This is a genomic window from Merdimmobilis hominis (assembly GCF_900104615.1).
GTDB classification, from domain to species: Bacteria; Bacillota; Clostridia; order Oscillospirales; family Ruminococcaceae; genus Merdimmobilis; species Merdimmobilis hominis.
In genome coordinates this window covers 2,204,764-2,226,129 of record NZ_LT629939.1, presented here as the reverse complement: position 1 = coordinate 2,226,129, position 21,366 = coordinate 2,204,764, and the positions used below count along the sequence as shown (strand labels likewise).

Sequence of the window (21,366 nt, the reverse complement as noted above, 5' to 3'; positions counted from 1 at the left end):
AGTATATGCTCCCCACTAGTCGAAGTCAAACAATATTCTGTGAATTTGCCCAATGTCATCACATCGTAAGAAAATCGTCAGAAACTTTATAAACTGTCTTTTTTCTTTTGACAGAATTTCTGTTTCCCCTGGCCTTGGAATTGAATTGGAGGGCCAAGTATGCTATAGTGGAACCGATAACAATTTTTTCCTGGGGTCCTTTTTCCCGCTGAGGGAGGACGTGTGGAAACAACAGATTTCCCACCTGTGGGGTAAGGTATCCCCACAGCGGCCGCATCCCTTAACGGCAGGCTGATTCGCCCAGGAAAACTAGAAAATATTGCAAATAGATGCAGTAATTGTGAAGGCCCGGTGAACTATAGTAAGAGAAGATCGTTTTGTATTGTGAGGTGAGGGATCGTCTTGGAAACCATAATCCGTGTCAAGGACCTGCGAAAGGTTTATAAATTGGGGTCTGAAAAGGTGGTCGCTTTGGACTGCATCAATCTGGAGATCCACAAAGGGGAGGTCCTCTGCATCCTGGGCACCTCGGGTTCCGGCAAATCCACCCTGCTCAACCAGTTGGCCGGGCTGGAAAAGCCCACCCGGGGCGGGGTGTACATCGGCAAAAAGAACATCTCCCGGATGAGTGAGGACCAGCTTGCCCGGTTCCGCCAAAAAAATGTGGGATTTGTTTTTCAGTCCTACAACCTGCTCAATTCCCAGACCGCGCTGGAAAATGTCAGCATGCCGCTGATGTTCCGCGGCGTGGACAAACGCACCCGGGAAAAATTGGCCCTTCAAATGCTCCACCGAGTGGGGTTGGGGGAACGGTGCAAACACCGGCCCAACCAGATGTCCGGCGGCCAGCAGCAGCGGGTCGGAATCGCCCGGGCGTTTGTCTCCAAGCCGGCCATCGTCTTTGCCGACGAGCCCACCGGCAACCTGGACTCCAAAACCACCATCGAAGTGATGGAGATGATGGTCCGCCTGGCCCGGGAGAACAACCAGACATTCATCTTGGTCACCCACGACCAGGAGCTTTCCCAATATGCCGACCGAATCATCACCTTGATCGACGGCCGGGTGGTGAGCGATCAGCCCAACGTTTCACTGATTGACCGCACGGTTGTGGATCCCCCGGAAGAAAGCCCTGCTGAGGGATCCGCCTCTCAAGAGGAGCCGGGGACAGCGCAGGCTCCCCAGCCTCCAGAACAGGAGGAGGCCCCTGAACCTATTGCAGAAACCGAGCCCGACAGCGGGTCGGCTGAGAATACACAAGAGAAGGAGATCAAACCATGAAGAAAATCCTGAGACGAGCCATCCCGCTGCTTTTGGCGCTGCTGATGATCCTTGGCACGGTGGCCGGGGCCCTGAGCACCCTGGTATACGCGGCGCCTGTGCTGGTATTTGACGACAGCTTTAAAGGGGACGCTGAGCTTTCCCCTCTGACAATGGATAATTTTTTTGACCAAACGGGCACTTACTCCTTAAAAATTACCGATTGGAGTCAAAAAAAATTAAAGGTCATCTTCCCTGACAACAGCGAGGGGAACGACATCGGCTTTTCCCTTTCTGATCCCGATAACAAGATCCTAACGGTAACGCTGGGCGGGACCGAATACAGTATCACCAAAAAGGGTGATGCTAGTTGGGGCGAAGGCGACAAAGACCAAAAGATTTCCTTTGCCAAAGTGAAGCAAAAGACGGTGGCCTCCGGCAGCAGCGACCCCATTATTACATATCAGAAGGCCAGCCGCTACCAAAGCTATTCTTCCAGCAGCAAGGACGAAAACGGCCGAGATCAGTCTTCTATCAGCGAAATCACCCGCAACCGGGATGTCAACATCTTTTTGGATATCGTCGACCCCAACTACTCATATAGTGACAACCCCAGCTCCTTTACCGATCCCTACATTATCATTCAATCCGGCTCCTTCAAGCAGGTCTCGGAGGATGATGTCAGCAGCAACTCGGTCAATAAAGGCACCGAAATCCGGGGGAAAACGATTGGCAGTGATGATAATGGCAATGTAAAACTCTCCTTTGACATTATTCGGCTGCGTTATACTGGCTCAGGCGACACCCTTAAATTTACCTTCGGTTATTATGTAGACGGTGAAAAGGTGGAGTACAACGCCAGCGTCACCTTCCCCGAGTGCGAAGAGTACGTCAAAAAGCCGGACAAGGATGACGAAGATGAGGAAACCGAGCTGGACCCCCTGGTGCCCAACATTATTGTGGAGAACTACAGCTATGGCGACACCCAGGTGACCGCCGGCCAGACCTTCCCCCTGACCATCACCTTCACCAACACCAGCCCCGGCTATGACCTGGAAAACATCATTATGAAGGTCAGCACTGGCGAAGGACTGACCATTGCCAGCTCCTCCAACACCTATTACATCGCCGGCCTCAACCGGAAGGATTCCATCACCCGCACCATCGATTTCCGCGCCCTGGCCGATGCCAAACCCGGCTCCCACAACGTGGATATCGAATACACCTTCCAATACATCGCCAACGACGCCCGGAAAAGCAGCACTTCTAAGGAGAGCATCGCCATCCCGGTTTCCCAGGTGGACCGGTTCTCAGTTAACCCCATCGAGGTCTCCCCTTACATATATGTGGGGGAGGAAATGTCCCTGAGCGTCAACTTTGTCAACAAAGGGCGCACCGTGGTGTATAACGTTTCCGCGGAGCTCCAGTGCGATGGCGTCTCCAACAACGGTCAGAAGTCCTTTGTGGGCAACATGGAATCCGGCAGTGAAAACTCCGCCGACTTTTTCATCACCCCCCAAGAGCCAGGCACTTTGCAGGGCAAGGTGGTCATCACCTACGAGGACGCCAACATGAATATCAAAGAGGTCTCCATGCCATTTGAGGCCATGGTACAGGGCTTTGATTACCCCACCGAGGACCCCGGCCTGACGCCGGAAATCCCTGCGGTCAACCCGGAAGAACCCAAAAAGATAGATGGCACCAAGATCGGTTTGGGCTTCGCCGGCGCGGTGATCACCGGTATGACCGCCTTCGTCACGGTGAAGAAGATCAAGGCGAAGAGGAGCGGCGACGAGGATGAAATTTTATGATTTGATGACCATGGCGCTCCAGAATCTCTCCCGCCGCAAAATGCGCACCATCCTGACGATGATCGGGGTGGTGGCGGGAACTGGGATGCTGGTTTTCATGGTCTCCCTCGGTCTGGGCGCCCAGCAAAGCATCCAAGAGATGCTGGAAGGCATGGGCGACCTGACCATCATTGAAATTTACAACTACGGCGGCGGCGCCAACCAGGCGGTGCTGGACGACAAAGCTATGGCCCAAATCCAGGCCATGGACGGCGTATTGGTGGCTACCCCCTTCTACAACGCCAATGCCGACCTGCTCATGGTCTCGGGCAAGCAGGACCGCTACCAGATGAATATGTATAATGTGGTGGGCGTCTACCCCCAAGCGCTGCAATACTTGGGGTATGAATACCTGGAGGGCAGCGGCTTCACCGAAAATTCCCCGCCTTATACCGTGGTGTTCGGACAATATGCCGCATATGAGTTCCGGGACAACAAAAAAAAGCCCGGCTTCAACCGGGTGGACCCCTACCCCGACGCCAACGGAAAGATCAAAGACCCCTTTGTGGACGTGATGCACGACAAATTGATCATCCGCACCAACACCAACAAAGAAGGGGCCAAGCAGTATGAATACAAAGTCACTCCTGCCGGTATCCTAAAAGAGGACTGGGGCAAAGGGTATGAGACCAGCCGCGGCATCTTTATGGATATCAACGACTTAAAGAGGATGGAAGCGGATTACAACAAGGCCAACGGCTTGAAAAAGGAAGAGAAAAAGGGCTACGAACAAGCCAAGGTCAAATGCACTGACATCAAGATGGTGGGCCAAGTGGAGGAGGCCATCCAGGCCATGGGATTTAACACCTACTCCCAGGAGAGCCAGCGCAAGCCCTTGGAGGACTGGGTGCAGCAGCAACAGCTGTTCTATGGCATTATCGGCGGTATGACCCTGTTTGTTGCCGCTGTGGGCATCGCCAACACCATGTACATGTCCATCTACGAGCGCACCCGGGAGATTGGCGTCATGAAGGTTGTGGGCTGCTTTGTCACCGATATCCGCTCCGAATTCCTGCTGGAGGCCGGGACCATCGGCTTCTGCGGGGGCATCATCGGGGTGCTCATCAGCTACCTGTTCTCCTTCCTGTCCAACTACTTTGGGTTCAGCTTGGGCGGCATGGGGGGCATGATGGGCGGAGGCGGCGGAAGCTCCATGTCCATCATTCCGCCGTGGCTCGCTTTGGGCGGCATTGTCTTTGCCACTTTGGTTGGGCTGCTGTCCGGGTTCTTCCCCTCCAACCGGGCGGTGCGCATCTCTGCCCTGGAAGCCATCAAACACGACTAAGCGATAAAAAGATACCTCCCGAGGAAGTTCCTCGGGAGGTTTTTCTGTGTCCGGAATTTTGCAGGCAAGTTGGGGGCTTCTTTCCCCCACCCCCATATTTTTAGAGGGACCCATTCACCAGTCGAAAAAAGGGGAGGCATGACGCCTCCCCTTTCCAAACAAGTCTATGCGGTCAAAAGGCCGATTTTTCCCTCTTGGTCCACCGCCTTGATGAGGGCGGGCTGATGGTCCAAATCCTCCAGCAGGCGCAGACAGATGGGGTCCTCCACCTGTTTGCGGATGATCCGGCGGATATCCCGGGCACCGCTGCGGCGGCCATAAGCCTCCTTGGCGATGAGGGTCAATGCCTCCGGGGCGTAGTCAAACTTGATCCCCTTTTCGTCCAAGGGAGCCTTCAGCTCATCCAGCATCAGGGCGGCGATCTTCTCAAAGTCCTTCTCGTCCAAGGGGCGGAAGACTACAATCTCATCGATTCGTGCCATAAACTCCGGCCGTAAGAAGCCTGAAAGGGCCTTCATGGCTTTGTCCTTGGCCACCTGGCCTGGTACTGTGTTGAAGCCTACAACCCCTTCCTTGACCTCGCTGCCGGCGTTGGAGGTCATCACCACCACGGTGTTCTCAAAGGAGACCACCCGGCCGTGGGCGTCTGTGACCCGGCCCTCGTCCAAGATTTGCAAGAGGATGTTGAGCACGTCAGGGTGGGCTTTTTCAATCTCGTCGAACAGCACCACCGAGTAGGGTTTGCGGCGCACCTTTTCGGTGAGCTGCCCCGCTTCATCGTACCCCACATAGCCGGGAGGGGACCCCACCAGCCGGGAGACGGCGTGCTTCTCCATAAATTCGGACATATCCAGGCGGATCAGCGGGTCGGCGTCATCAAACAGCTCCTGGGAAAGGACCTTGACCAGCTCGGTTTTGCCGACGCCGGTGGGTCCCACAAACAGGAAGGAGGCCGGGCGGCGGCGAGGGCTGATCTGCATCCGGCTGCGGCGGATGGCGGCGGCCACAAGTTCCACCGCCTCGTCCTGGCCGACAATGTGCTTTTTCAGCGCCTCATCCAGGTGGGCTACCTTACCCAGCTCACTTTCCCGCACCCGGCTGGCTGGGATGCCGGTCCACAATTCAATCACTTTGGCAAGATCCTCCAAAGTCACCTCATGATTCAGGGCCTGGGGCTCCATCTCTTTGATCTTGCCCTCCAAACGGAGCTGCTCTGCCCGCATCTGGGCCAATTTTTCGTAATCCGGCTCGGTGGACTGCTCCATATCGCTGATTTTGGCGATCAGCTCTTTGAGGCGGCGGTTGCTTTCATCGTACTGGGCCAGGGACTGGTTTGCCAGCACAGAACAGGAACAGGCTTCGTCCAGCAGGTCGATGGCCTTGTCCGGCAGGAATCGGTCGGTGATATACCGCTCTGAGAGGACGGCAGCCCGGCGGCAAATTTCCTCTGCGACTTTGACCCGGTGGAACTGCTCATAGTGCTCCTTAATGCCCATAAGCACCTGTACGGTATCCTCAATGGAGGGCTCGTTGACGGTCACCGGCTGGAACCGGCGCTCCAGGGCCGCATCTTTTTCAATATGTTTGCGGTACTCGTTGAAGGTGGTGGCGCCGATCACCTGGATCTCCCCGCGGGAGAGGGCGGGTTTTAGGATGTTGGCGGCATTCATCGAGCCTTCCGCATCCCCAGCGCCCACCAGGTTGTGGACCTCGTCGATGAAAAGGATGACATTGCCCGCGTTTTTCAGATCCTCCACCAAGCCTTTTACCCGGCTTTCAAACTGGCCCCGGAACTGGGTACCAGCCACCAGGGCGGTCAGATCCAGCATGTACAGCTCTTTGTCCGCCAGTCGGGGGGGAACTTCGCCGCTGGCCAGCCGCTTGGCGATCCCTTCGGCCACAGCGGTTTTGCCCACACCGGGCTCGCCGATGAGGCAGGGATTGTTTTTGGTGCGGCGGTTGAGGATCTGCATCACCCGGTAGATCTCCTGCTCCCGGCCGACGATGTTGTCGATGCCGCCCTCCCGGGCCCGGCGGGTCAAATTCTCACAGTAATTGTCTAAATACTTGTATTTCTTCTCTTTTTTCGGACGCCCCGTGGGCTCTTTTGCGCTTTTCTCCTTTTGGGGGACTTTTTCCGGCAGGTCACTGCCTCCAAAAAAGCCCTGCATAAAGGGGAACGGCTGGGCGCCGCCCATCTCAAAACCGTCCTCCTCTTCCCCGCCTTCCGGGTTCATGCCGCCGAAGTCGCCATTCTGCATCATCTCCAGCATCTGGTCGTTCATCGACTCGATGTCGTCGTCGGTGATACCCATTTTGTCAATCAAGTCCTTCACCTGGGGGATGCCCAGTTCCTTGGCGCACTGGAGGCAGAGTCCCTCATTGATGGTCTCTCCGTTTTCAATGCGGCTCATAAAGATCACTGCCATCCGCTTTTTGCAGCGGCTGCAAAGTAAATTGTTCATACCATACACCTCATTCGCAGGGTAAACCAGGGTGTTTTAGCACTCTGGCGTTCTATCTGATTATAGCGGGGGTTTGTGAACCAGGTATGAAGAATTCTTCCCTTTCTGTACAAAATTAGGAGAGAATTCTTTCCCCCTGTTGCTTCTCCCCTCAGCCAAGGAAAAAACAGGAGGGACGGGGCTTTCCCCATCCCTCCAGGCAACCTATTTGCGGTTGAGTTCCAAAAAAACCGGAACATACATGACAAAGGAAAACACGGTGAAAATCCCCATAAACGCCAGCATGACAAACACCAGCCGGTGGTTTAAGTTAGGGAAAGCCACAATGCTGACTGTGACCAGGTAAAAAATGACGGTGTACAGTTTGCCAAACCATTTCGCCCCGGCGATGTCGGTCTTTTTGTGCATTAATTTTAGCGTGCCAGCCACCATCAGCAGTTCTTTGGTGATAAAGATGGCAAACAGCGGCCACAGGTCGGGGATTTTATGCCAAAGGGAAAGGGTCACTGCCGCCAAGGTCATTTTATCAGCAGCAGGATCCAAAATTTGTCCCAATTTGGTGATCATATGATATCGGCGGGCAATAAAGCCGTCCAGCACATCGGTCAAAGCAGAAAGCACCAGGATTCCGGCGGCCAGCAGGTATTCCCTGCCCGTAGCGGCATTCAGATATAGATGGAGGAACACCGGCACCAATGCCATACGGAAGATGGATAGGATATTTGGTATACTCAACGGCTAACACCTCTTTCCCGAACATTATATCAATTCTTGCTGAAAAAGGAAAGAGGCATTGACAAAATCCAATAAAATCTTGCCAATGCCTTTCGATATTTGTCATTTTTCCCGTTATTGAACCCCTAATATCCCGATAATTCCGTTGAGGTCAAAGAACAGCCGGAACAGATAGGTCCTGGCCACTGCCTCTTGTGTGAGGAGCGGCAAGGTATCCCCTGTCAGGGTTTGCAGCAAACTGACCAGCACCGCAGCGACATAGAGGACCAGCACCGCCTCCAGGCCGCCCACCAAGCCGCCCAACAGGGCATTGGCCGGGCCCAGCAACGGAACCCGGTACAGCCCCCGGAACAGCCGGGCAAAGCTTTTGACAAACAGCATGCAGGTGGAGAAGGCCAGGATAAAGAAGATGGTCCGCAAAAGGCCGATGGCCGCAGGCCCCACCACCGTGTCCGCCACGGCGGCGGCGATCTTCCCCACCGAATCCCCGGTGAGGCCGTAAAGGGCGCTGGTCAAATCCACCCCGGCTTGGGAGAGGGCACTTTGCAGGATGGCAGGCAGGCTTTCCAGAGCGGCGATCAGTTCCTCCATCACCATCTCCTGGTCGGTGACATTTTGGATGTTGCGGGAGAGGAAATCCACAATCCCATCCCGCACAAAGGAGTCGTAGACAAAAATGGCAGCCATCCGGCTCACCACTGAGGAAATCCCCAGGGAGACAAGATAGCCGGCAAATTGGATGACGGTGCGCACAAACCCCCGCCGGGCGGAGGCTTTGACCATGCTGATGATGACAACCACCACCAGAACATCCAATAAAATGGGTACGTATTGTTCCATACTGCCTCCTTTATCCAGCGCTGGATGGACTGCTCTCCTTGGGGAGCTTTTCGGGGCGGCTGACCGATACCCGGTCCATCTTCTTGCTGGTGGTGTAATAAAGCCGGTTCCCCTGGATGTAAGCGCAGCGGGCGTCTGGGGTGTCCACTGTGTCCACCAGATCCATCGTGTTGGTGTAGCAGTAGACCTTGTTGTCCGCCAGGAAATAGACGCCTTTGCTGTCGTGGCGCAGCAGTTCTGGCCGGACATTCAGTACAGCGCTGCCCTTCACCTTCAGCTTTTCATCCAGGACATAGGCGGTCAGGCTTCGGTTCTCCTTAAAATCCCCCAGCATCACGGCGATTCCCTTGCCGCCGGAGCAGTCAAAAGCCGCCAAAGGGTCCCCGCCAAAGGAATAGCTGGCCTCCACCTTGCCGCCGGAGGTAATGGCGGTAATTCCCTGGTCGGTCACGGCATAGAAGAGCCCGCCGTCCCCGGTGCGCAGGGCAACCACCAGTTCCCCAGTGAGGGGGATCTCCGCCACCGGCTGCTCGGAATTGAACTTGAACAGCCGCACTGTGGAGGCGATCTGCCCGTTCACAGTGGTGACGCTGGCCACAGCCATAGTGTTGCCCTTGTCGGAGAGGGCTACATCCAGCACGGTGTCAGAGGACAGCCATCGGAAGATCTCTTCAAACCGCTTGTTGTAGACAATGACCTGGCCCTGGTACTGGCTGGAGCCCACTGCCACCGCCAGGTTCCCCCCAGAGGAGAGATCGGCGCTGGTGATGGGGTTGTCATAGGTGATCGAAAAGAGGTTTTTGCTCTTGGATTCCACCCGCAGGCCGTTGCCGCCCCGATCAAAAACCAGGATGCGCCCTCCCTCTGCCCGCAGGGCCGGGTTGTTGTACCCGTGGAGGATGTTTTTCACCTGCTTGCCGCTTTTGTTGTAGACATACAGGTTGGTGTCATTGAGCACCCCAACCTGGCCGTCGGCGTCAAACATGGTTTTGACGATACCGCCTGGGGTCTCCACCGGGTAGCCGGAACCGGAGCCAAAGGAAGCGATCAGATCCTCCACCTGGGTGGCCAAATCCAAATCCGCAATCTGCTGCCAAAAAAAGGCAACCCCAACCAGCAGAGCCAATCCCACCGCCAAACCGGTGATCCGCTTTACCAGCCGTTTGCGCTTCCGCTCCCGGCGGACTTCTTCCAATTGGGTCAGCTTGCCCACGGCGACTTCCTCCTTTGCCTATTTGCTTTCCGGGGACGGCAGAGCCATCTCCCCTTCTTCATAAAACACCTCATCTAAGTAAAGCCCGCAGGCCGGCGCTGTAAACCCGGCCCGCTCCCGGTCCCGGGCGGCAATCACCGCTGGGATGCCGTCTGGGGGAATCAGCCCCTTGGAGATGTCGATGAGGGTGCCAGCCATAATCCGCACCATGTTGTACAGAAAGCCGTCCCCCTCTACCGTGAACAGGACCAGATCCCCTTCCCGGCGCACCGAAGCGGCGTAGATGGTCCGGGTCATATCTTCGATCTTGCTGCCCGCGCTGCAAAAGGAGCTGAAGTCGTGGGTGCCCACAAAATCCTGGGCAGCCCGGTTCAGCTCCTGTACATCCAAGGGGTAGCGGTGCTGGTGGACAAGCCCCTCCAAAAAGGGGTCTTTGATCTCCGAGTTGAGGATTTTGTACACATACCGCTTGCCCTTGCAGTTGTAGCGGGCGTGGAAATCAAGGGGGACCTCCCGGCAGGCGAGGACCGCCACATCCCAGGGGAGGTTGATGTTCAGCGCCTTGACCAGCCGGTCACAGGGGATGGTACTCTCGGTTTTTAGGGAGACGCAGAACCGGTTGGCATGGACGCCGGTGTCAGTGCGGGAACAGCCTTTGATGTCCAGCCGCTGGTGGAACACCGCCTCCACCGCGTCCTGAAATACAGTGGCCACGGCAAGGGCATTTTTTTGCACCTGGAACCCATGGTATTTTGTTCCCTTGTACCGGATGGTCAGCAGTAAATTTCGCATAGTCTTAAAACATACTGGGCAATAGGGTGTTTGTGATCAAGGTCAGGGCAAAGCAGAACACCACAAAGGCAAGGCCCACAAAGTCGATGCCGCACAGGTGGAGCTGCTTCATCCGGGTGCGCCCTTCCCCTCCCCGGTAACAGCGGCACTCCATGGCGAGGGCCAGCTCCTCCGCCCGGCGGAAAGCCGAGACGAACAAGGGGATTAAAATGGGGATCATGGCCTTGGCCCGGTCGATGATGCTGCCTGATTCCATGTCCGCGCCCCGGGCCTTCTGGGCAGAGATAATCTTGTCGGTCTCCTCGATGAGGGTGGGGATAAACCGCAGGGCGATGGTCATCATCATAGCCAGTTCATGGACCGGCAAGTTCAGCTTTTTGAGGGGGGACAAAAGGCGCTCGATGGCGTCGGTGAGGGCGATGGGGCTGGTGGTGTAGGTCAAGAGGGAGGTGCCCGCGATAAGGCAGACAATCCGCACCGCCATCATCACCGCCAGCTGGATGCCCTCCTGGGTGAGCTTGAACACCCACCAGCTCCACAGCACCTTGCCGTCCACAAACAGCATGTTGAGCACAGCGGTGAAGAGGATGATTGGGATGACCGGCTTCACCCCTTTGGCCACCATCTTCATGGGGATTTTAGAAACCGGGTAGGCGATCAGCAGGAAGAAGATGCCCACGATGAGGCTCCCCACATTGTCGCCGGTGAACAGCATGACGATGTAGAGGATCACTAAGATGATCTTCATCCGGGGGTCCATCCGGTGTACCAGGGACTTGCCTGGGAAATACTGCCCGATGGTGATGTCTTTAAGCATGGGCGCTCCCCCCTTTCCCCAAAACCCGGAGGATCTCCTGTTTGGCGCCCTCTACTGTAAAGACATTGGGGGTCACCGGGTACCCCCGGCCCGCCAGATCCAAAAAGATGCGGGAAACTTGGGGGATGGAGAGGCCCATCGCCTCCATTTCGGCAGCGTGGGAAAAGACCTTTTCCACATCGTCGTGGAGAAACACCTTGGCATTGTTCATCACCAGGGCCTTTTGGGCGTACTGAGCCACATCCTCCATGCTGTGGGAAACCAGAAGGACGGTGGTCCCATTCTCCTGGTGGTATTCCTTGATCTGGGAGAGGATGCTGTCCCGCCCTTTGGGGTCCAGGCCGGCGGTGGGCTCATCCAGCACCAAAACCTTGGGCTGCATGGCCAGTACCCCGGCGATGGCCACCCGGCGCTTCTGCCCGCCGGAGAGCTCAAAGGGGGATTTTTCCAGCTGTATGGGGCTTAGGCCCACAAAGCGGGCCGCTTCCTTGACCCGGCGGTCAATCTCGTCGGGGGTCAGGCCCATGTTGGTGGGGCCGAAGGCGATGTCCTTGTAGACCGTCTCCTCAAACAATTGATATTCGGGATATTGAAACACAAGACCCACCATAAAGCGGAATTTGCGGATCTCCTTGGGGTTTGCCCAAATATCCTGTCCGTCCACAAAAATCTTGCCGCTGGTGGGCCGCAAAAGGCCGTTAAAGTGTTGTATCAGGGTGGATTTGCCGGACCCGGTGTGGCCGATAACCCCGACAAATTCCCCCTCCTCGATGTCGATGTTTACGTCCTCTATGGCGATTTTCTCAAAGGGGGTGCCTTGGGAATAGACATAGGAGAGGTGTTCGGTTCGCAGAATGGACAAACTAGGCAGCCTCCTTTACGCTTGGTGTTGTGGGTGGATTCCCGCCCCGTCCAGGAGGGCGGCCAAGGCGTCGGCACATTCCTCCTCCGAGATCACATCCGGCGGGAGGGAATACCCCAGCTCGATGAGTTCATCCGCCAGTTGGGCAGCCTGGGGCACGTCCAGCCCTACGGCGTGGAGGGCCTTTACGTGGGAAAAGACCTCCTTGGGGGCGGCGTTGAAGAGGATTTTGCCATCGTCCATCACCACTACCCGGTCGCACTGGGCGGCCTCGTCCATATAATGGGTGATCAGTACCACTGTGATGCCGAATTCCCGGTTCAGCTGCCGGATGGTGCGCATCACTTCCCACCGGCCCCGGGGGTCCAGCATGGCGGTGGGCTCGTCCAGCACAATGCAGTCCGGCCGCATGGCGATGACCCCCGCAATGGCTACCCTCTGCTTCTGCCCGCCGGAAAGCTGGTGGGGGGCGTGCTCCCGGAACTCATACATCCCCACCGACTTTAAAGCGTCGTCCACCCGTTTGCGGATCTCGGCTGGGGACACGCCCATGTTTTCCAGGGCAAAGGCCACATCCTCCTCCACGATGGTGGCGACGATCTGATTGTCCGGATTTTGAAAGACCATCCCCACCCGCTGGCGGATGTCGTAAAGTCGGTTTTCCTCCCGGGTGTTGATGCCATCCACGATACAGTTCCCCGTCTCGGGCAGCAAAATGGCGTTGAAGTGTTTGGCCAGGGTGGATTTCCCCGACCCGTTGTGGCCCAAAACCGCCACAAACTCCCCCCGGTTCACCGTCAAGCTCAAATCCTTGAGCACTGGGATGGGCCTCTCGTTGTCGTCGAAGTAGTGGAAGGAGATGTGGTCGGCCAAAAGAATGACATCCTGTTCCATGGCTTTTCCCCCTAACCTTTCTGCCAGATGGCGGTGCTGCCGCAGGGCAGGTTGTAGCCGGACAGCTTGACCGGAAGCCCGATCTCCGAGGAGGAGACTTTGCCCCCGTGTCCCGGGGTGAGGCAGACGCCCAGAATGTATTCCATCACCGAGGCGGAAAGGCCGGTGGTGTAGGAGTTTAAGAGGAAAAAGAGGGGGTTGTCCGACAGCAGCTGGCCACAGAGCTCCACCAGGTGGTAGACCTGATCCTCCAGCTTCCAGACCTCGCCCCCCGGCCCTCTCCCATAGGAGGGCGGGTCCATGACGATGCCGTCGTACCGGTTTCCCCGGCGGATCTCCCGCTGGATAAACTTCTCGCAGTCGTCCACGATCCAGCGGATGGGCCGCCCCTCCAGCCCAGAGAGCTTGGCGTTGTCCCGCGCCCAGGAGACCATCCCCTTGGAGGCATCCACATGGACCACCTCCGCCCCCGCCTTAGAACAGGCCAAGGTTGCCCCTCCGGTATAGGCGAACAGGTTGAGCACTTTGGTGGGACGGCCGGCGGAGGCGATCTTCTCCGCCATAAAATCCCAGTTGACCGCCTGCTCCGGGAACAGGCCGGTGTGTTTAAACCCGGTGGGCCGGATGTGGAACCGCAGCCCCTTATAGCCGATTTCCCACTCGGGGACCGGCATGTTTTTCACCTGCCATCTTCCCCCGCCGCTGGAGGAGCGGATGTAGTGGGCGTTGGCCTTTTCCCACTCCCGGCCCTTGGGGGTATGCCAGATGACCTGGGGGTCTGGGCGGATCAGCCGCACCTCCCCCCACCGCTCCAGCTTGTCGCCGCCGGAACAGTCGATCACCTCAAAGTCCTTCCAATCCGATGCAATTCTCATCTACTTTACGTTCTCCTTAATGGCGTTCGCAATGGCTTGGGCCGCCTCCCGGATGACCGAGAGCTCCTCTCCCTCCACCATAACCCGAATCAGTGGCTCGGTGCCCGAAGGCCGGACCAAAATCCGCCCGCGGCCGCCCAATGTATGTTCATACCCGGCGATGGCTGCCAAAACGGCTTCGCAGTTATCCCACTCCGCCTTCATAGACGGGGTGGCCAGCACGTTGACCATCGTCTGGGGAAATTTCTTCATCTGGTTTTTCAATTCCGAAAGGGGCTTGCCAGTCTTTTTCATCACCGAAAGGAGCTGAATGGCCGAAAGCTGGCCATCCCCGGTGGTCATATATTCCAAAAAGATGATGTGGCCTGACTGCTCCCCTCCAAGGGAATAGCCGTTTTTCACCATGCTCTCCAGCACATACCGGTCGCCTACCCGGGTGGTATCAGTGGCAAAACCGTTTTCCCGGGCAAAGGTGAAGAAGCCCAGGTTGCTCATCACCGTGGCGACGATGCAGTCCCCTTTGAGCCTCCCTTCCTCCCGCAAGGCGGTGCCGAAGATGGCAAGGAGCTGGTCCCCGTCCACCGGGTCGCCGTTTTCATCCACCGCAAGGCACCGGTCCGCGTCGCCGTCAAAGGCCACGCCGCCCGCAAGGCTATGCTCCTTGACAAACTGGCTCAGCCGCTCCAAATGGGTGGAGCCGCAGTCCTCGTTGATGTTTAGGCCATCGGGCCGGTCGCAGAGGATTACCGCTTCGGCCCCCAATTGGGCAAACAGCTCTGCCGCTGTGGCGCTGGCGCTGCCGTTGGCGCAGTCCACCGCGATCCGCATGCCCGAGAGGCCGCCTGGCACGGTGGAAGCCAGGTGGGCCACATAGTCGGCGTGGGCGTTTTCCAGCCGCTCCACCCGGCCCAGGTCCCCGCCGGATAGNCCCCCGGCCCGCCAGATCCAAAAAGATGCGGGAAACTTGGGGGATGGAGAGGCCCATCGCCTCCATTTCGGCAGCGTGGGAAAAGACCTTTTCCACATCGTCGTGGAGAAACACCTTGGCATTGTTCATCACCAGGGCCTTTTGGGCGTACTGAGCCACATCCTCCATGCTGTGGGAAACCAGAAGGACGGTGGTCCCATTCTCCTGGTGGTATTCCTTGATCTGGGAGAGGATGCTGTCCCGCCCTTTGGGGTCCAGGCCGGCGGTGGGCTCATCCAGCACCAAAACCTTGGGCTGCATGGCCAGTACCCCGGCGATGGCCACCCGGCGCTTCTGCCCGCCGGAGAGCTCAAAGGGGGATTTTTCCAGCTGTATGGGGCTTAGGCCCACAAAGCGGGCCGCTTCCTTGACCCGGCGGTCAATCTCGTCGGGGGTCAGGCCCATGTTGGTGGGGCCGAAGGCGATGTCCTTGTAGACCGTCTCCTCAAACAATTGATATTCGGGATATTGAAACACAAGACCCACCATAAAGCGGAATTTGCGGATCTCCTTGGGGTTTGCCCAAATATCCTGTCCGTCCACAAAAATCTTGCCGCTGGTGGGCCGCAAAAGGCCGTTAAAGTGTTGTATCAGGGTGGATTTGCCGGACCCGGTGTGGCCGATAACCCCGACAAATTCCCCCTCCTCGATGTCGATGTTTACGTCCTCTATGGCGATTTTCTCAAAGGGGGTGCCTTGGGAATAGACATAGGAGAGGTGTTCGGTTCGCAGAATGGACAAACTAGGCAGCCTCCTTTACGCTTGGTGTTGTGGGTGGATTCCCGCCCCGTCCAGGAGGGCGGCCAAGGCGTCGGCACATTCCTCCTCCGAGATCACATCCGGCGGGAGGGAATACCCCAGCTCGATGAGTTCATCCGCCAGTTGGGCAGCCTGGGGCACGTCCAGCCCTACGGCGTGGAGGGCCTTTACGTGGGAAAAGACCTCCTTGGGGGCGGCGTTGAAGAGGATTTTGCCATCGTCCATCACCACTACCCGGTCGCACTGGGCGGCCTCGTCCATATAATGGGTGATCAGTACCACTGTGATGCCGAATTCCCGGTTCAGCTGCCGGATGGTGCGCATCACTTCCCACCGGCCCCGGGGGTCCAGCATGGCGGTGGGCTCGTCCAGCACAATGCAGTCCGGCCGCATGGCGATGACCCCCGCAATGGCTACCCTCTGCTTCTGCCCGCCGGAAAGCTGGTGGGGGGCGTGCTCCCGGAACTCATACATCCCCACCGACTTTAAAGCGTCGTCCACCCGTTTGCGGATCTCGGCTGGGGACACGCCCATGTTTTCCAGGGCAAAGGCCACATCCTCCTCCACGATGGTGGCGACGATCTGATTGTCCGGATTTTGAAAGACCATCCCCACCCGCTGGCGGATGTCGTAAAGTCGGTTTTCCTCCCGGGTGTTGATGCCATCCACGATACAGTTCCCCGTCTCGGGCAGCAAAATGGCGTTGAAGTGTTTGGCCAGGGTGGATTTCCCCGACCCGTTGTGGCCCAAAACCGCCACAAACTCCCCCCGGTTCACCGTCAAGCTCAAATCCTTGAGCACTGGGATGGGCCTCTCGTTGTCGTCGAAGTAGTGGAAGGAGATGTGGTCGGCCAAAAGAATGACATCCTGTTCCATGGCTTTTCCCCCTAACCTTTCTGCCAGATGGCGGTGCTGCCGCAGGGCAGGTTGTAGCCGGACAGCTTGACCGGAAGCCCGATCTCCGAGGAGGAGACTTTGCCCCCGTGTCCCGGGGTGAGGCAGACGCCCAGAATGTATTCCATCACCGAGGCGGAAAGGCCGGTGGTGTAGGAGTTTAAGAGGAAAAAGAGGGGGTTGTCCGACAGCAGCTGGCCACAGAGCTCCACCAGGTGGTAGACCTGATCCTCCAGCTTCCAGACCTCGCCCCCCGGCCCTCTCCCATAGGAGGGCGGGTCCATGACGATGCCGTCGTACCGGTTTCCCCGGCGGATCTCCCGCTGGATAAACTTCTCGCAGTCGTCCACGATCCAGCGGATGGGCCGCCCCTCCAGCCCAGAGAGCTTGGCGTTGTCCCGCGCCCAGGAGACCATCCCCTTGGAGGCATCCACATGGACCACCTCCGCCCCCGCCTTAGAACAGGCCAAGGTTGCCCCTCCGGTATAGGCGAACAGGTTGAGCACTTTGGTGGGACGGCCGGCGGAGGCGATCTTCTCCGCCATAAAATCCCAGTTGACCGCCTGCTCCGGGAACAGGCCGGTGTGTTTAAACCCGGTGGGCCGGATGTGGAACCGCAGCCCCTTATAGCCGATTTCCCACTCGGGGACCGGCATGTTTTTCACCTGCCATCTTCCCCCGCCGCTGGAGGAGCGGATGTAGTGGGCGTTGGCCTTTTCCCACTCCCGGCCCTTGGGGGTATGCCAGATGACCTGGGGGTCTGGGCGGATCAGCCGCACCTCCCCCCACCGCTCCAGCTTGTCGCCGCCGGAACAGTCGATCACCTCAAAGTCCTTCCAATCCGATGCAATTCTCATCTACTTTACGTTCTCCTTAATGGCGTTCGCAATGGCTTGGGCCGCCTCCCGGATGACCGAGAGCTCCTCTCCCTCCACCATAACCCGAATCAGTGGCTCGGTGCCCGAAGGCCGGACCAAAATCCGCCCGCGGCCGCCCAATGTATGTTCATACCCGGCGATGGCTGCCAAAACGGCTTCGCAGTTATCCCACTCCGCCTTCATAGACGGGGTGGCCAGCACGTTGACCATCGTCTGGGGAAATTTCTTCATCTGGTTTTTCAATTCCGAAAGGGGCTTGCCAGTCTTTTTCATCACCGAAAGGAGCTGAATGGCCGAAAGCTGGCCATCCCCGGTGGTCATATATTCCAAAAAGATGATGTGGCCTGACTGCTCCCCTCCAAGGGAATAGCCGTTTTTCACCATGCTCTCCAGCACATACCGGTCGCCTACCCGGGTGGTATCAGTGGCAAAACCGTTTTCCCGGGCAAAGGTGAAGAAGCCCAGGTTGCTCATCACCGTGGCGACGATGCAGTCCCCTTTGAGCCTCCCTTCCTCCCGCAAGGCGGTGCCGAAGATGGCAAGGAGCTGGTCCCCGTCCACCGGGTCGCCGTTTTCATCCACCGCAAGGCACCGGTCCGCGTCGCCGTCAAAGGCCACGCCGCCCGCAAGGCTATGCTCCTTGACAAACTGGCTCAGCCGCTCCAAATGGGTGGAGCCGCAGTCCTCGTTGATGTTTAGGCCATCGGGCCGGTCGCAGAGGATTACCGCTTCGGCCCCCAATTGGGCAAACAGCTCTGCCGCTGTGGCGCTGGCGCTGCCGTTGGCGCAGTCCACCGCGATCCGCATGCCCGAGAGGCCGCCTGGCACGGTGGAAGCCAGGTGGGCCACATAGTCGGCGTGGGCGTTTTCCAGCCGCTCCACCCGGCCCAGGTCCCCGCCGGATAGGCTGGGGATTTCGGTGACCCCGTCCAGGATGATCTCCTCGATGGCGGCCTCCTCCTCGTCCCGCAGCTTAAAGCCCTGGGGGCCGAAGATCTTTATGCCATTGTATTCATAGGGGTTGTGGCTGGCCGAGAGCATAATGCCCGCGTCCATGCCATAGCGGCGAACCAGGTAGGCCACCGCCGGTGTGGGGACGACCCCCACCAAAACAGCATCCGCCCCCACCGAGCAAAGTCCGGCGGCGACGGCGCTTTCCAGCATATCCGAGGAGATGCGGGTGTCCTTGCCGATGAGGATGCGGGGTTTTCGTTTCACATTCCTGCCAACCACCAGGGCGGCGGCCCGGCCGATATCAGCAGCCAGGCGGATGGTCAGGTCTCTTCCGGCAACCCCGCGGGCGCCGTCGGTTCCAAAAATTCTGCCCATGTCGTATCCCCTTACTTGTTGGTGTTGAGATCCATCAAATTGAGCTGTTCCAAGTCCTTCATCTGCCCGATGGGCTGGGGAATCCCCAAATGCTCATACGCGAGATGGGTGACGCACCGGCCCCGGGGGGTCCTGGTCAAAAACCCGATCTGCATCAGATAGGGTTCATACACGTCCTCCAAGGTCACCGATTCCTCATTGATCGCCGCCGCCAGGGTATCCAGCCCCACCGGCCCGCCGCCGTAGTTGCGGATGATGGTGGTCAGCATCCGGCGGTCGATGGCATCTAAGCCCAAGGGGTCGATGTCCAGCCGATCCAGGGCGTGGGCGGCGATCTCATCGGTGATGATCCCGTCCCCGATGACCTGGGCGAAATCCCGCACCCGTTTCAGGAGGCGGTTGGCAATCCGCGGGGTCCCCCGGGAACGGCGGGCCAGCTCAATGGAACCCTGCCGGGTACAGGAGATGTCTAAAATCTCGGCGCTGCGCCGGATGATGGTGGCAAGCTCCTCCACCGTATAAAGCTCCAGCCGGAGCATGACCCCAAACCGGTCCCGCAGGGGGGCGGACAGCTGCCCAGATCGGGTGGTGGCCCCGATGAGGGTGAATTTTGGCAGATCGATGCGGATAGACCGGGCAGAGGGCCCTTTGCCGATGATGATGTCCAGGGCAAAATCCTCCATTGCCGGGTACAGCACCTCCTCCACGCTGCGGTTGAGGCGGTGGATTTCATCGATAAACAGGATGTCGCCAGGGGCCAAGTTGGTCAGCAGGGCGGCCAAATCCCCCTGCTTCTCAATGGCGGGGCCGGAGGTCACCCGGATGCTGACATTCATCTCGTTGGCGATGATATTGGAGAGGGTGGTCTTGCCCAAACCGGGCGGGCCGTGGAGCAGCACATGGTCCAGTGCCTCCCCCCGGCGGCGAGCCGCCTCGATGAACACCGACAGGTTTTCCTTCGCTTTTTCCTGCCCGATATACTCATTTAATGTTTTGGGGCGCAAAGAATATTCCACATCGCCGTCCTCGCCGGAAAATTCCGGGGCGACAATGCGGTTTTCAAAGTCCATTTCATTGGTGAAACTCACGGGAGAAGGCCTCCTTTCCCCACTTTACAAATTGGTGGCCAGTTTTTTGAGGCCGAATTTGATCATCTCTTCCACCGGGAGGGCGGGGTCGCACTGGCCTACCGCCACAGCGGCTTCCGACTGGCTGTAGCCCAGCACCACCAGGGCACTGATGGCTTCCGCCGCCGGCCCGGATGCGGACAGGGCCGCCGCGGGGAGCTCCGCCTGGAAGCCCTGGGCCACCGCCTCGCTGGAGACCTTATCCTTCAGTTCCAGCACGATGCGCTGAGCGATCTTGGGCCCGACGCCAGGGCATTTAAGGCTCTTGACATCGCCGGTGGCTACACAGAGGGCAAACTTCTCCGGGCTCATAGAGGACAAAATGGAAAGGGCCGCCTTCGGCCCCACCCCGGACACCGAGATGAGCATCTTAAAGCAGCTCAATTCCCCTTGGTCATAAAAGCCGAAGAGGTCCACCGCATCCTCCCGCACGTTGAGGTGGGTATAGAGGGTGGCCTCCTCCCCCAGCCGGGGCAGCCGGGACAGGGTGGAGAGGGTGGTCAGGCATTTATAGCCCACTCCCGCACACTCCACCACGGCAAACCCGGATTCGGTGTGGATCAGTTTTCCATGGACAGAATATATCATACAAAATCTTCCTTTGCTCGCCTAAGATGGATTACAGCAGTTCCAGCCGCTCTTTCAGCCGTGAGCTGGAGAGGATGGAACCCGCCGCATGGGCGTGGCAGACCGCCAAGGCCAGGGCATCGGCGGCATCATCCGGTTTTGGGATCTTTTCCAGCCCGAGTATGGAACGGGTCATCTCCATCACCTGGGCTTTGACCGCTTTGCCGTATCCCACTACCGACTGTTTCACCTGCATGGGGGTGTATTCATACACCGGCACGTGCTTCATCCGGGCCGCCAGGAGGATCACCCCCCGGGCCTCCGCCACGGCGATGCCGGTGGTCTTGTTGTTGGTGAAAAACAGCTGTTCAATGCTCAGCGCTGCCGGCTGGTACCGGTCCAAAAGGGCGCACATATCTTCAAAGATCACCAGCAGGCGGTCTTCAAAGGGGGTGTGGGCCTCGGTGGTAATGGCGCCGTAGGCGATGGTGGAAAACCTGCCCCGGTCGTAATTTACCACCCCATACCCTACGATGGCATAGCCGGGGTCAATTCCTAAAACGATCATAGTTCCTCACTCTGCTGGGGGCGCGGCCGCCCGAGAAAAAAGCACGGGGCTCTTCCCTTTTTGCGGCGGAAACCCCCGAAATCTTCTGGTTTCCCCACGGCAGTTTTCCATGGGCATACCCTGTGGACATTATAGCACAAATGTGCGGAGCCCACAAGTTCCACCGCCGACAAATCAGCTTCTTCCGGTGGAAACCATTCGATTTTCTCCGACAAAATTTCTATATATCGGGGAATTATTTTGTATAAATCGTGAAAGTTGTGAATAATGCTTGCATTTTAGGAAAAGATAAGCTATAATACATTTCGTTGGCCGATGAGGTTATAAAATATTTGGACGGTTAGCTCAGCTGGTAGAGCACCTGCTTGACGTGCAGGGGGTCAGGGATT

General features: G+C 57.8%; 19 protein-coding genes and 1 pseudogene. 3 read left to right on the top strand and 17 right to left on the bottom strand.

Features of this window, described 5'->3' with window-relative positions; genetic code table 11:
* Window positions 1-402 precede the first annotated feature (402 nt).
* The 3 genes from BQ5353_RS10655 to BQ5353_RS10645 are packed head-to-tail and all read left to right on the top strand — an operon-like array spanning window position 403 to window position 4,395.
* Window positions 403-1,281, top strand: a complete 879-nt coding sequence (locus BQ5353_RS10655) for an ABC transporter ATP-binding protein (RefSeq protein WP_071428212.1) — start codon at window positions 403-405, stop codon at window positions 1,279-1,281.
* Window positions 1,278-3,071, top strand: coding sequence for a COG1361 family protein (locus BQ5353_RS10650; RefSeq protein ID WP_071428210.1), 1,794 nt, complete (start codon window positions 1,278-1,280; stop codon window positions 3,069-3,071). Before BQ5353_RS10655 ends, BQ5353_RS10650 begins: the two co-directional genes overlap by 4 nt.
* Window positions 3,058-4,395 carry an ABC transporter permease gene (locus tag BQ5353_RS10645; protein WP_071428208.1) on the top strand — a complete coding sequence of 446 codons (1,338 nt, stop codon included), beginning with the start codon at window positions 3,058-3,060 and terminating at the stop codon, window positions 4,393-4,395. The genes BQ5353_RS10650 and BQ5353_RS10645 overlap by 14 nt, the downstream gene beginning before the upstream one ends.
* Window positions 4,396-4,559: 164 nt before the next feature.
* Here BQ5353_RS10645 and BQ5353_RS10640 read toward each other — a convergent pair whose 3' ends face one another.
* The 17 genes and pseudogenes from BQ5353_RS10640 to ruvC form a co-directional block, all read right to left on the bottom strand.
* Window positions 4,560-6,860, bottom strand: coding sequence for an ATP-dependent Clp protease ATP-binding subunit (locus BQ5353_RS10640; RefSeq protein ID WP_071428206.1), 2,301 nt, complete (start codon window positions 6,858-6,860; stop codon window positions 4,560-4,562).
* Between the two features lie 204 nt (window positions 6,861-7,064).
* On the bottom strand, window positions 7,065-7,595 hold the full coding sequence (locus BQ5353_RS10635) for a CDP-alcohol phosphatidyltransferase family protein (RefSeq protein WP_074026331.1): 531 nt from the start codon (window positions 7,593-7,595) through the stop codon (window positions 7,065-7,067).
* 114 nt (window positions 7,596-7,709) lie between these two features.
* Window positions 7,710-8,435 (bottom strand): CvpA family protein, encoded by a 726-nt coding sequence (locus tag BQ5353_RS10630; RefSeq protein ID WP_054331664.1) that lies wholly within the window; start codon window positions 8,433-8,435, stop codon window positions 7,710-7,712.
* Window positions 8,436-8,445: 10 nt separating this feature from the next.
* The gene (locus BQ5353_RS13090; RefSeq protein WP_054331663.1) at window positions 8,446-9,648 is read right to left on the bottom strand and encodes a DUF5711 family protein; all 1,203 of its coding nucleotides are present in this window, start codon (window positions 9,646-9,648) and stop codon (window positions 8,446-8,448) included.
* Between the two features lie 18 nt (window positions 9,649-9,666).
* Entirely contained in the window at window positions 9,667-10,440 is a 774-nt protein-coding gene (gene truA / locus BQ5353_RS10620; protein ID WP_071428203.1) for a tRNA pseudouridine(38-40) synthase TruA, read from the bottom strand.
* 4 nt (window positions 10,441-10,444) lie between these two features.
* A complete protein-coding gene (locus tag BQ5353_RS10615; RefSeq protein WP_071428201.1) occupies window positions 10,445-11,257 on the bottom strand; it encodes an energy-coupling factor transporter transmembrane component T family protein in 813 nt (270 codons plus the stop codon).
* Entirely contained in the window at window positions 11,250-12,119 is an 870-nt protein-coding gene (locus tag BQ5353_RS10610; RefSeq protein ID WP_071428199.1) for an energy-coupling factor transporter ATPase, read from the bottom strand. The genes BQ5353_RS10615 and BQ5353_RS10610 overlap by 8 nt, the downstream gene beginning before the upstream one ends.
* A 15-nt stretch (window positions 12,120-12,134) precedes the next feature.
* Entirely contained in the window at window positions 12,135-13,013 is an 879-nt protein-coding gene (locus BQ5353_RS10605) for an energy-coupling factor transporter ATPase (protein ID WP_071428195.1), read from the bottom strand.
* A gap of 11 nt (window positions 13,014-13,024) precedes the next feature.
* Entirely contained in the window at window positions 13,025-13,888 is an 864-nt protein-coding gene (locus tag BQ5353_RS10600; protein WP_054331662.1) for a class I SAM-dependent methyltransferase, read from the bottom strand.
* Window positions 13,889-14,716 (bottom strand): phosphohexomutase domain-containing protein, encoded by an 828-nt coding sequence (locus BQ5353_RS10595; RefSeq protein ID WP_233424516.1) that lies wholly within the window; start codon window positions 14,714-14,716, stop codon window positions 13,889-13,891.
* A 100-nt stretch (window positions 14,717-14,816) separates the two neighbouring features.
* Window positions 14,817-15,596 (bottom strand): annotated as a pseudogene (locus BQ5353_RS10590) (energy-coupling factor transporter ATPase); the annotation flags it as partial.
* A gap of 15 nt (window positions 15,597-15,611) precedes the next feature.
* The gene (locus BQ5353_RS10585; protein ID WP_071428195.1) at window positions 15,612-16,490 is read right to left on the bottom strand and encodes an energy-coupling factor transporter ATPase; all 879 of its coding nucleotides are present in this window, start codon (window positions 16,488-16,490) and stop codon (window positions 15,612-15,614) included.
* A gap of 11 nt (window positions 16,491-16,501) precedes the next feature.
* A complete protein-coding gene (locus BQ5353_RS10580; RefSeq protein ID WP_054331662.1) occupies window positions 16,502-17,365 on the bottom strand; it encodes a class I SAM-dependent methyltransferase in 864 nt (287 codons plus the stop codon).
* Complete coding sequence (gene glmM / locus BQ5353_RS10575; protein ID WP_071428193.1) at window positions 17,366-18,715, bottom strand: phosphoglucosamine mutase; 1,350 nt, start codon at window positions 18,713-18,715, stop codon at window positions 17,366-17,368. It abuts the gene before it with no gap.
* Between the two features lie 11 nt (window positions 18,716-18,726).
* Window positions 18,727-19,785 (bottom strand): Holliday junction branch migration DNA helicase RuvB, encoded by a 1,059-nt coding sequence (gene ruvB, locus BQ5353_RS10570; protein ID WP_071428460.1) that lies wholly within the window; start codon window positions 19,783-19,785, stop codon window positions 18,727-18,729.
* A 42-nt stretch (window positions 19,786-19,827) separates the two neighbouring features.
* Window positions 19,828-20,430 carry a Holliday junction branch migration protein RuvA gene (gene ruvA / locus BQ5353_RS10565; protein WP_054331660.1) on the bottom strand — a complete coding sequence of 201 codons (603 nt, stop codon included), beginning with the start codon at window positions 20,428-20,430 and terminating at the stop codon, window positions 19,828-19,830.
* 31 nt (window positions 20,431-20,461) lie between these two features.
* The gene (ruvC, locus tag BQ5353_RS10560; RefSeq protein ID WP_054331659.1) at window positions 20,462-20,977 is read right to left on the bottom strand and encodes a crossover junction endodeoxyribonuclease RuvC; all 516 of its coding nucleotides are present in this window, start codon (window positions 20,975-20,977) and stop codon (window positions 20,462-20,464) included.
* Window positions 20,978-21,366 lie beyond the last annotated feature (389 nt).

What these genes read in the sequence shown, in the direction of transcription:
- BQ5353_RS10580 (WP_054331662.1), bottom strand. Translation starts at nt 17,365, where the DNA reads ATGAGAATTGCATCGGATTGGAAGGACTTTGAGGTGATCGACTGTTCC.
- BQ5353_RS10595 (WP_233424516.1), bottom strand. Translation starts at nt 14,716, where the DNA reads ATGCGGATCGCGGTGGACTGCGCCAACGGCAGCGCCAGCGCCACAGCG.
- truA (WP_071428203.1), bottom strand. Translation starts at nt 10,440, where the DNA reads ATGCGAAATTTACTGCTGACCATCCGGTACAAGGGAACAAAATACCAT.
- BQ5353_RS10640 (WP_071428206.1), bottom strand. Translation starts at nt 6,860, where the DNA reads ATGAACAATTTACTTTGCAGCCGCTGCAAAAAGCGGATGGCAGTGATC.
- ruvA (WP_054331660.1), bottom strand. Translation starts at nt 20,430, where the DNA reads ATGATATATTCTGTCCATGGAAAACTGATCCACACCGAATCCGGGTTT.
- BQ5353_RS10585 (WP_071428195.1), bottom strand. Translation starts at nt 16,490, where the DNA reads ATGGAACAGGATGTCATTCTTTTGGCCGACCACATCTCCTTCCACTAC.
- glmM (WP_071428193.1), bottom strand. Translation starts at nt 18,715, where the DNA reads ATGGGCAGAATTTTTGGAACCGACGGCGCCCGCGGGGTTGCCGGAAGA.
- ruvC (WP_054331659.1), bottom strand. Translation starts at nt 20,977, where the DNA reads ATGATCGTTTTAGGAATTGACCCCGGCTATGCCATCGTAGGGTATGGG.
- ruvB (WP_071428460.1), bottom strand. Translation starts at nt 19,785, where the DNA reads ATGGACTTTGAAAACCGCATTGTCGCCCCGGAATTTTCCGGCGAGGAC.
- BQ5353_RS10650 (WP_071428210.1), top strand. Translation starts at nt 1,278, where the DNA reads ATGAAGAAAATCCTGAGACGAGCCATCCCGCTGCTTTTGGCGCTGCTG.
- BQ5353_RS10615 (WP_071428201.1), bottom strand. Translation starts at nt 11,257, where the DNA reads ATGCTTAAAGACATCACCATCGGGCAGTATTTCCCAGGCAAGTCCCTG.
- BQ5353_RS10645 (WP_071428208.1), top strand. Translation starts at nt 3,058, where the DNA reads ATGAAATTTTATGATTTGATGACCATGGCGCTCCAGAATCTCTCCCGC.
- BQ5353_RS10605 (WP_071428195.1), bottom strand. Translation starts at nt 13,013, where the DNA reads ATGGAACAGGATGTCATTCTTTTGGCCGACCACATCTCCTTCCACTAC.
- BQ5353_RS10600 (WP_054331662.1), bottom strand. Translation starts at nt 13,888, where the DNA reads ATGAGAATTGCATCGGATTGGAAGGACTTTGAGGTGATCGACTGTTCC.
- BQ5353_RS10630 (WP_054331664.1), bottom strand. Translation starts at nt 8,435, where the DNA reads ATGGAACAATACGTACCCATTTTATTGGATGTTCTGGTGGTGGTTGTC.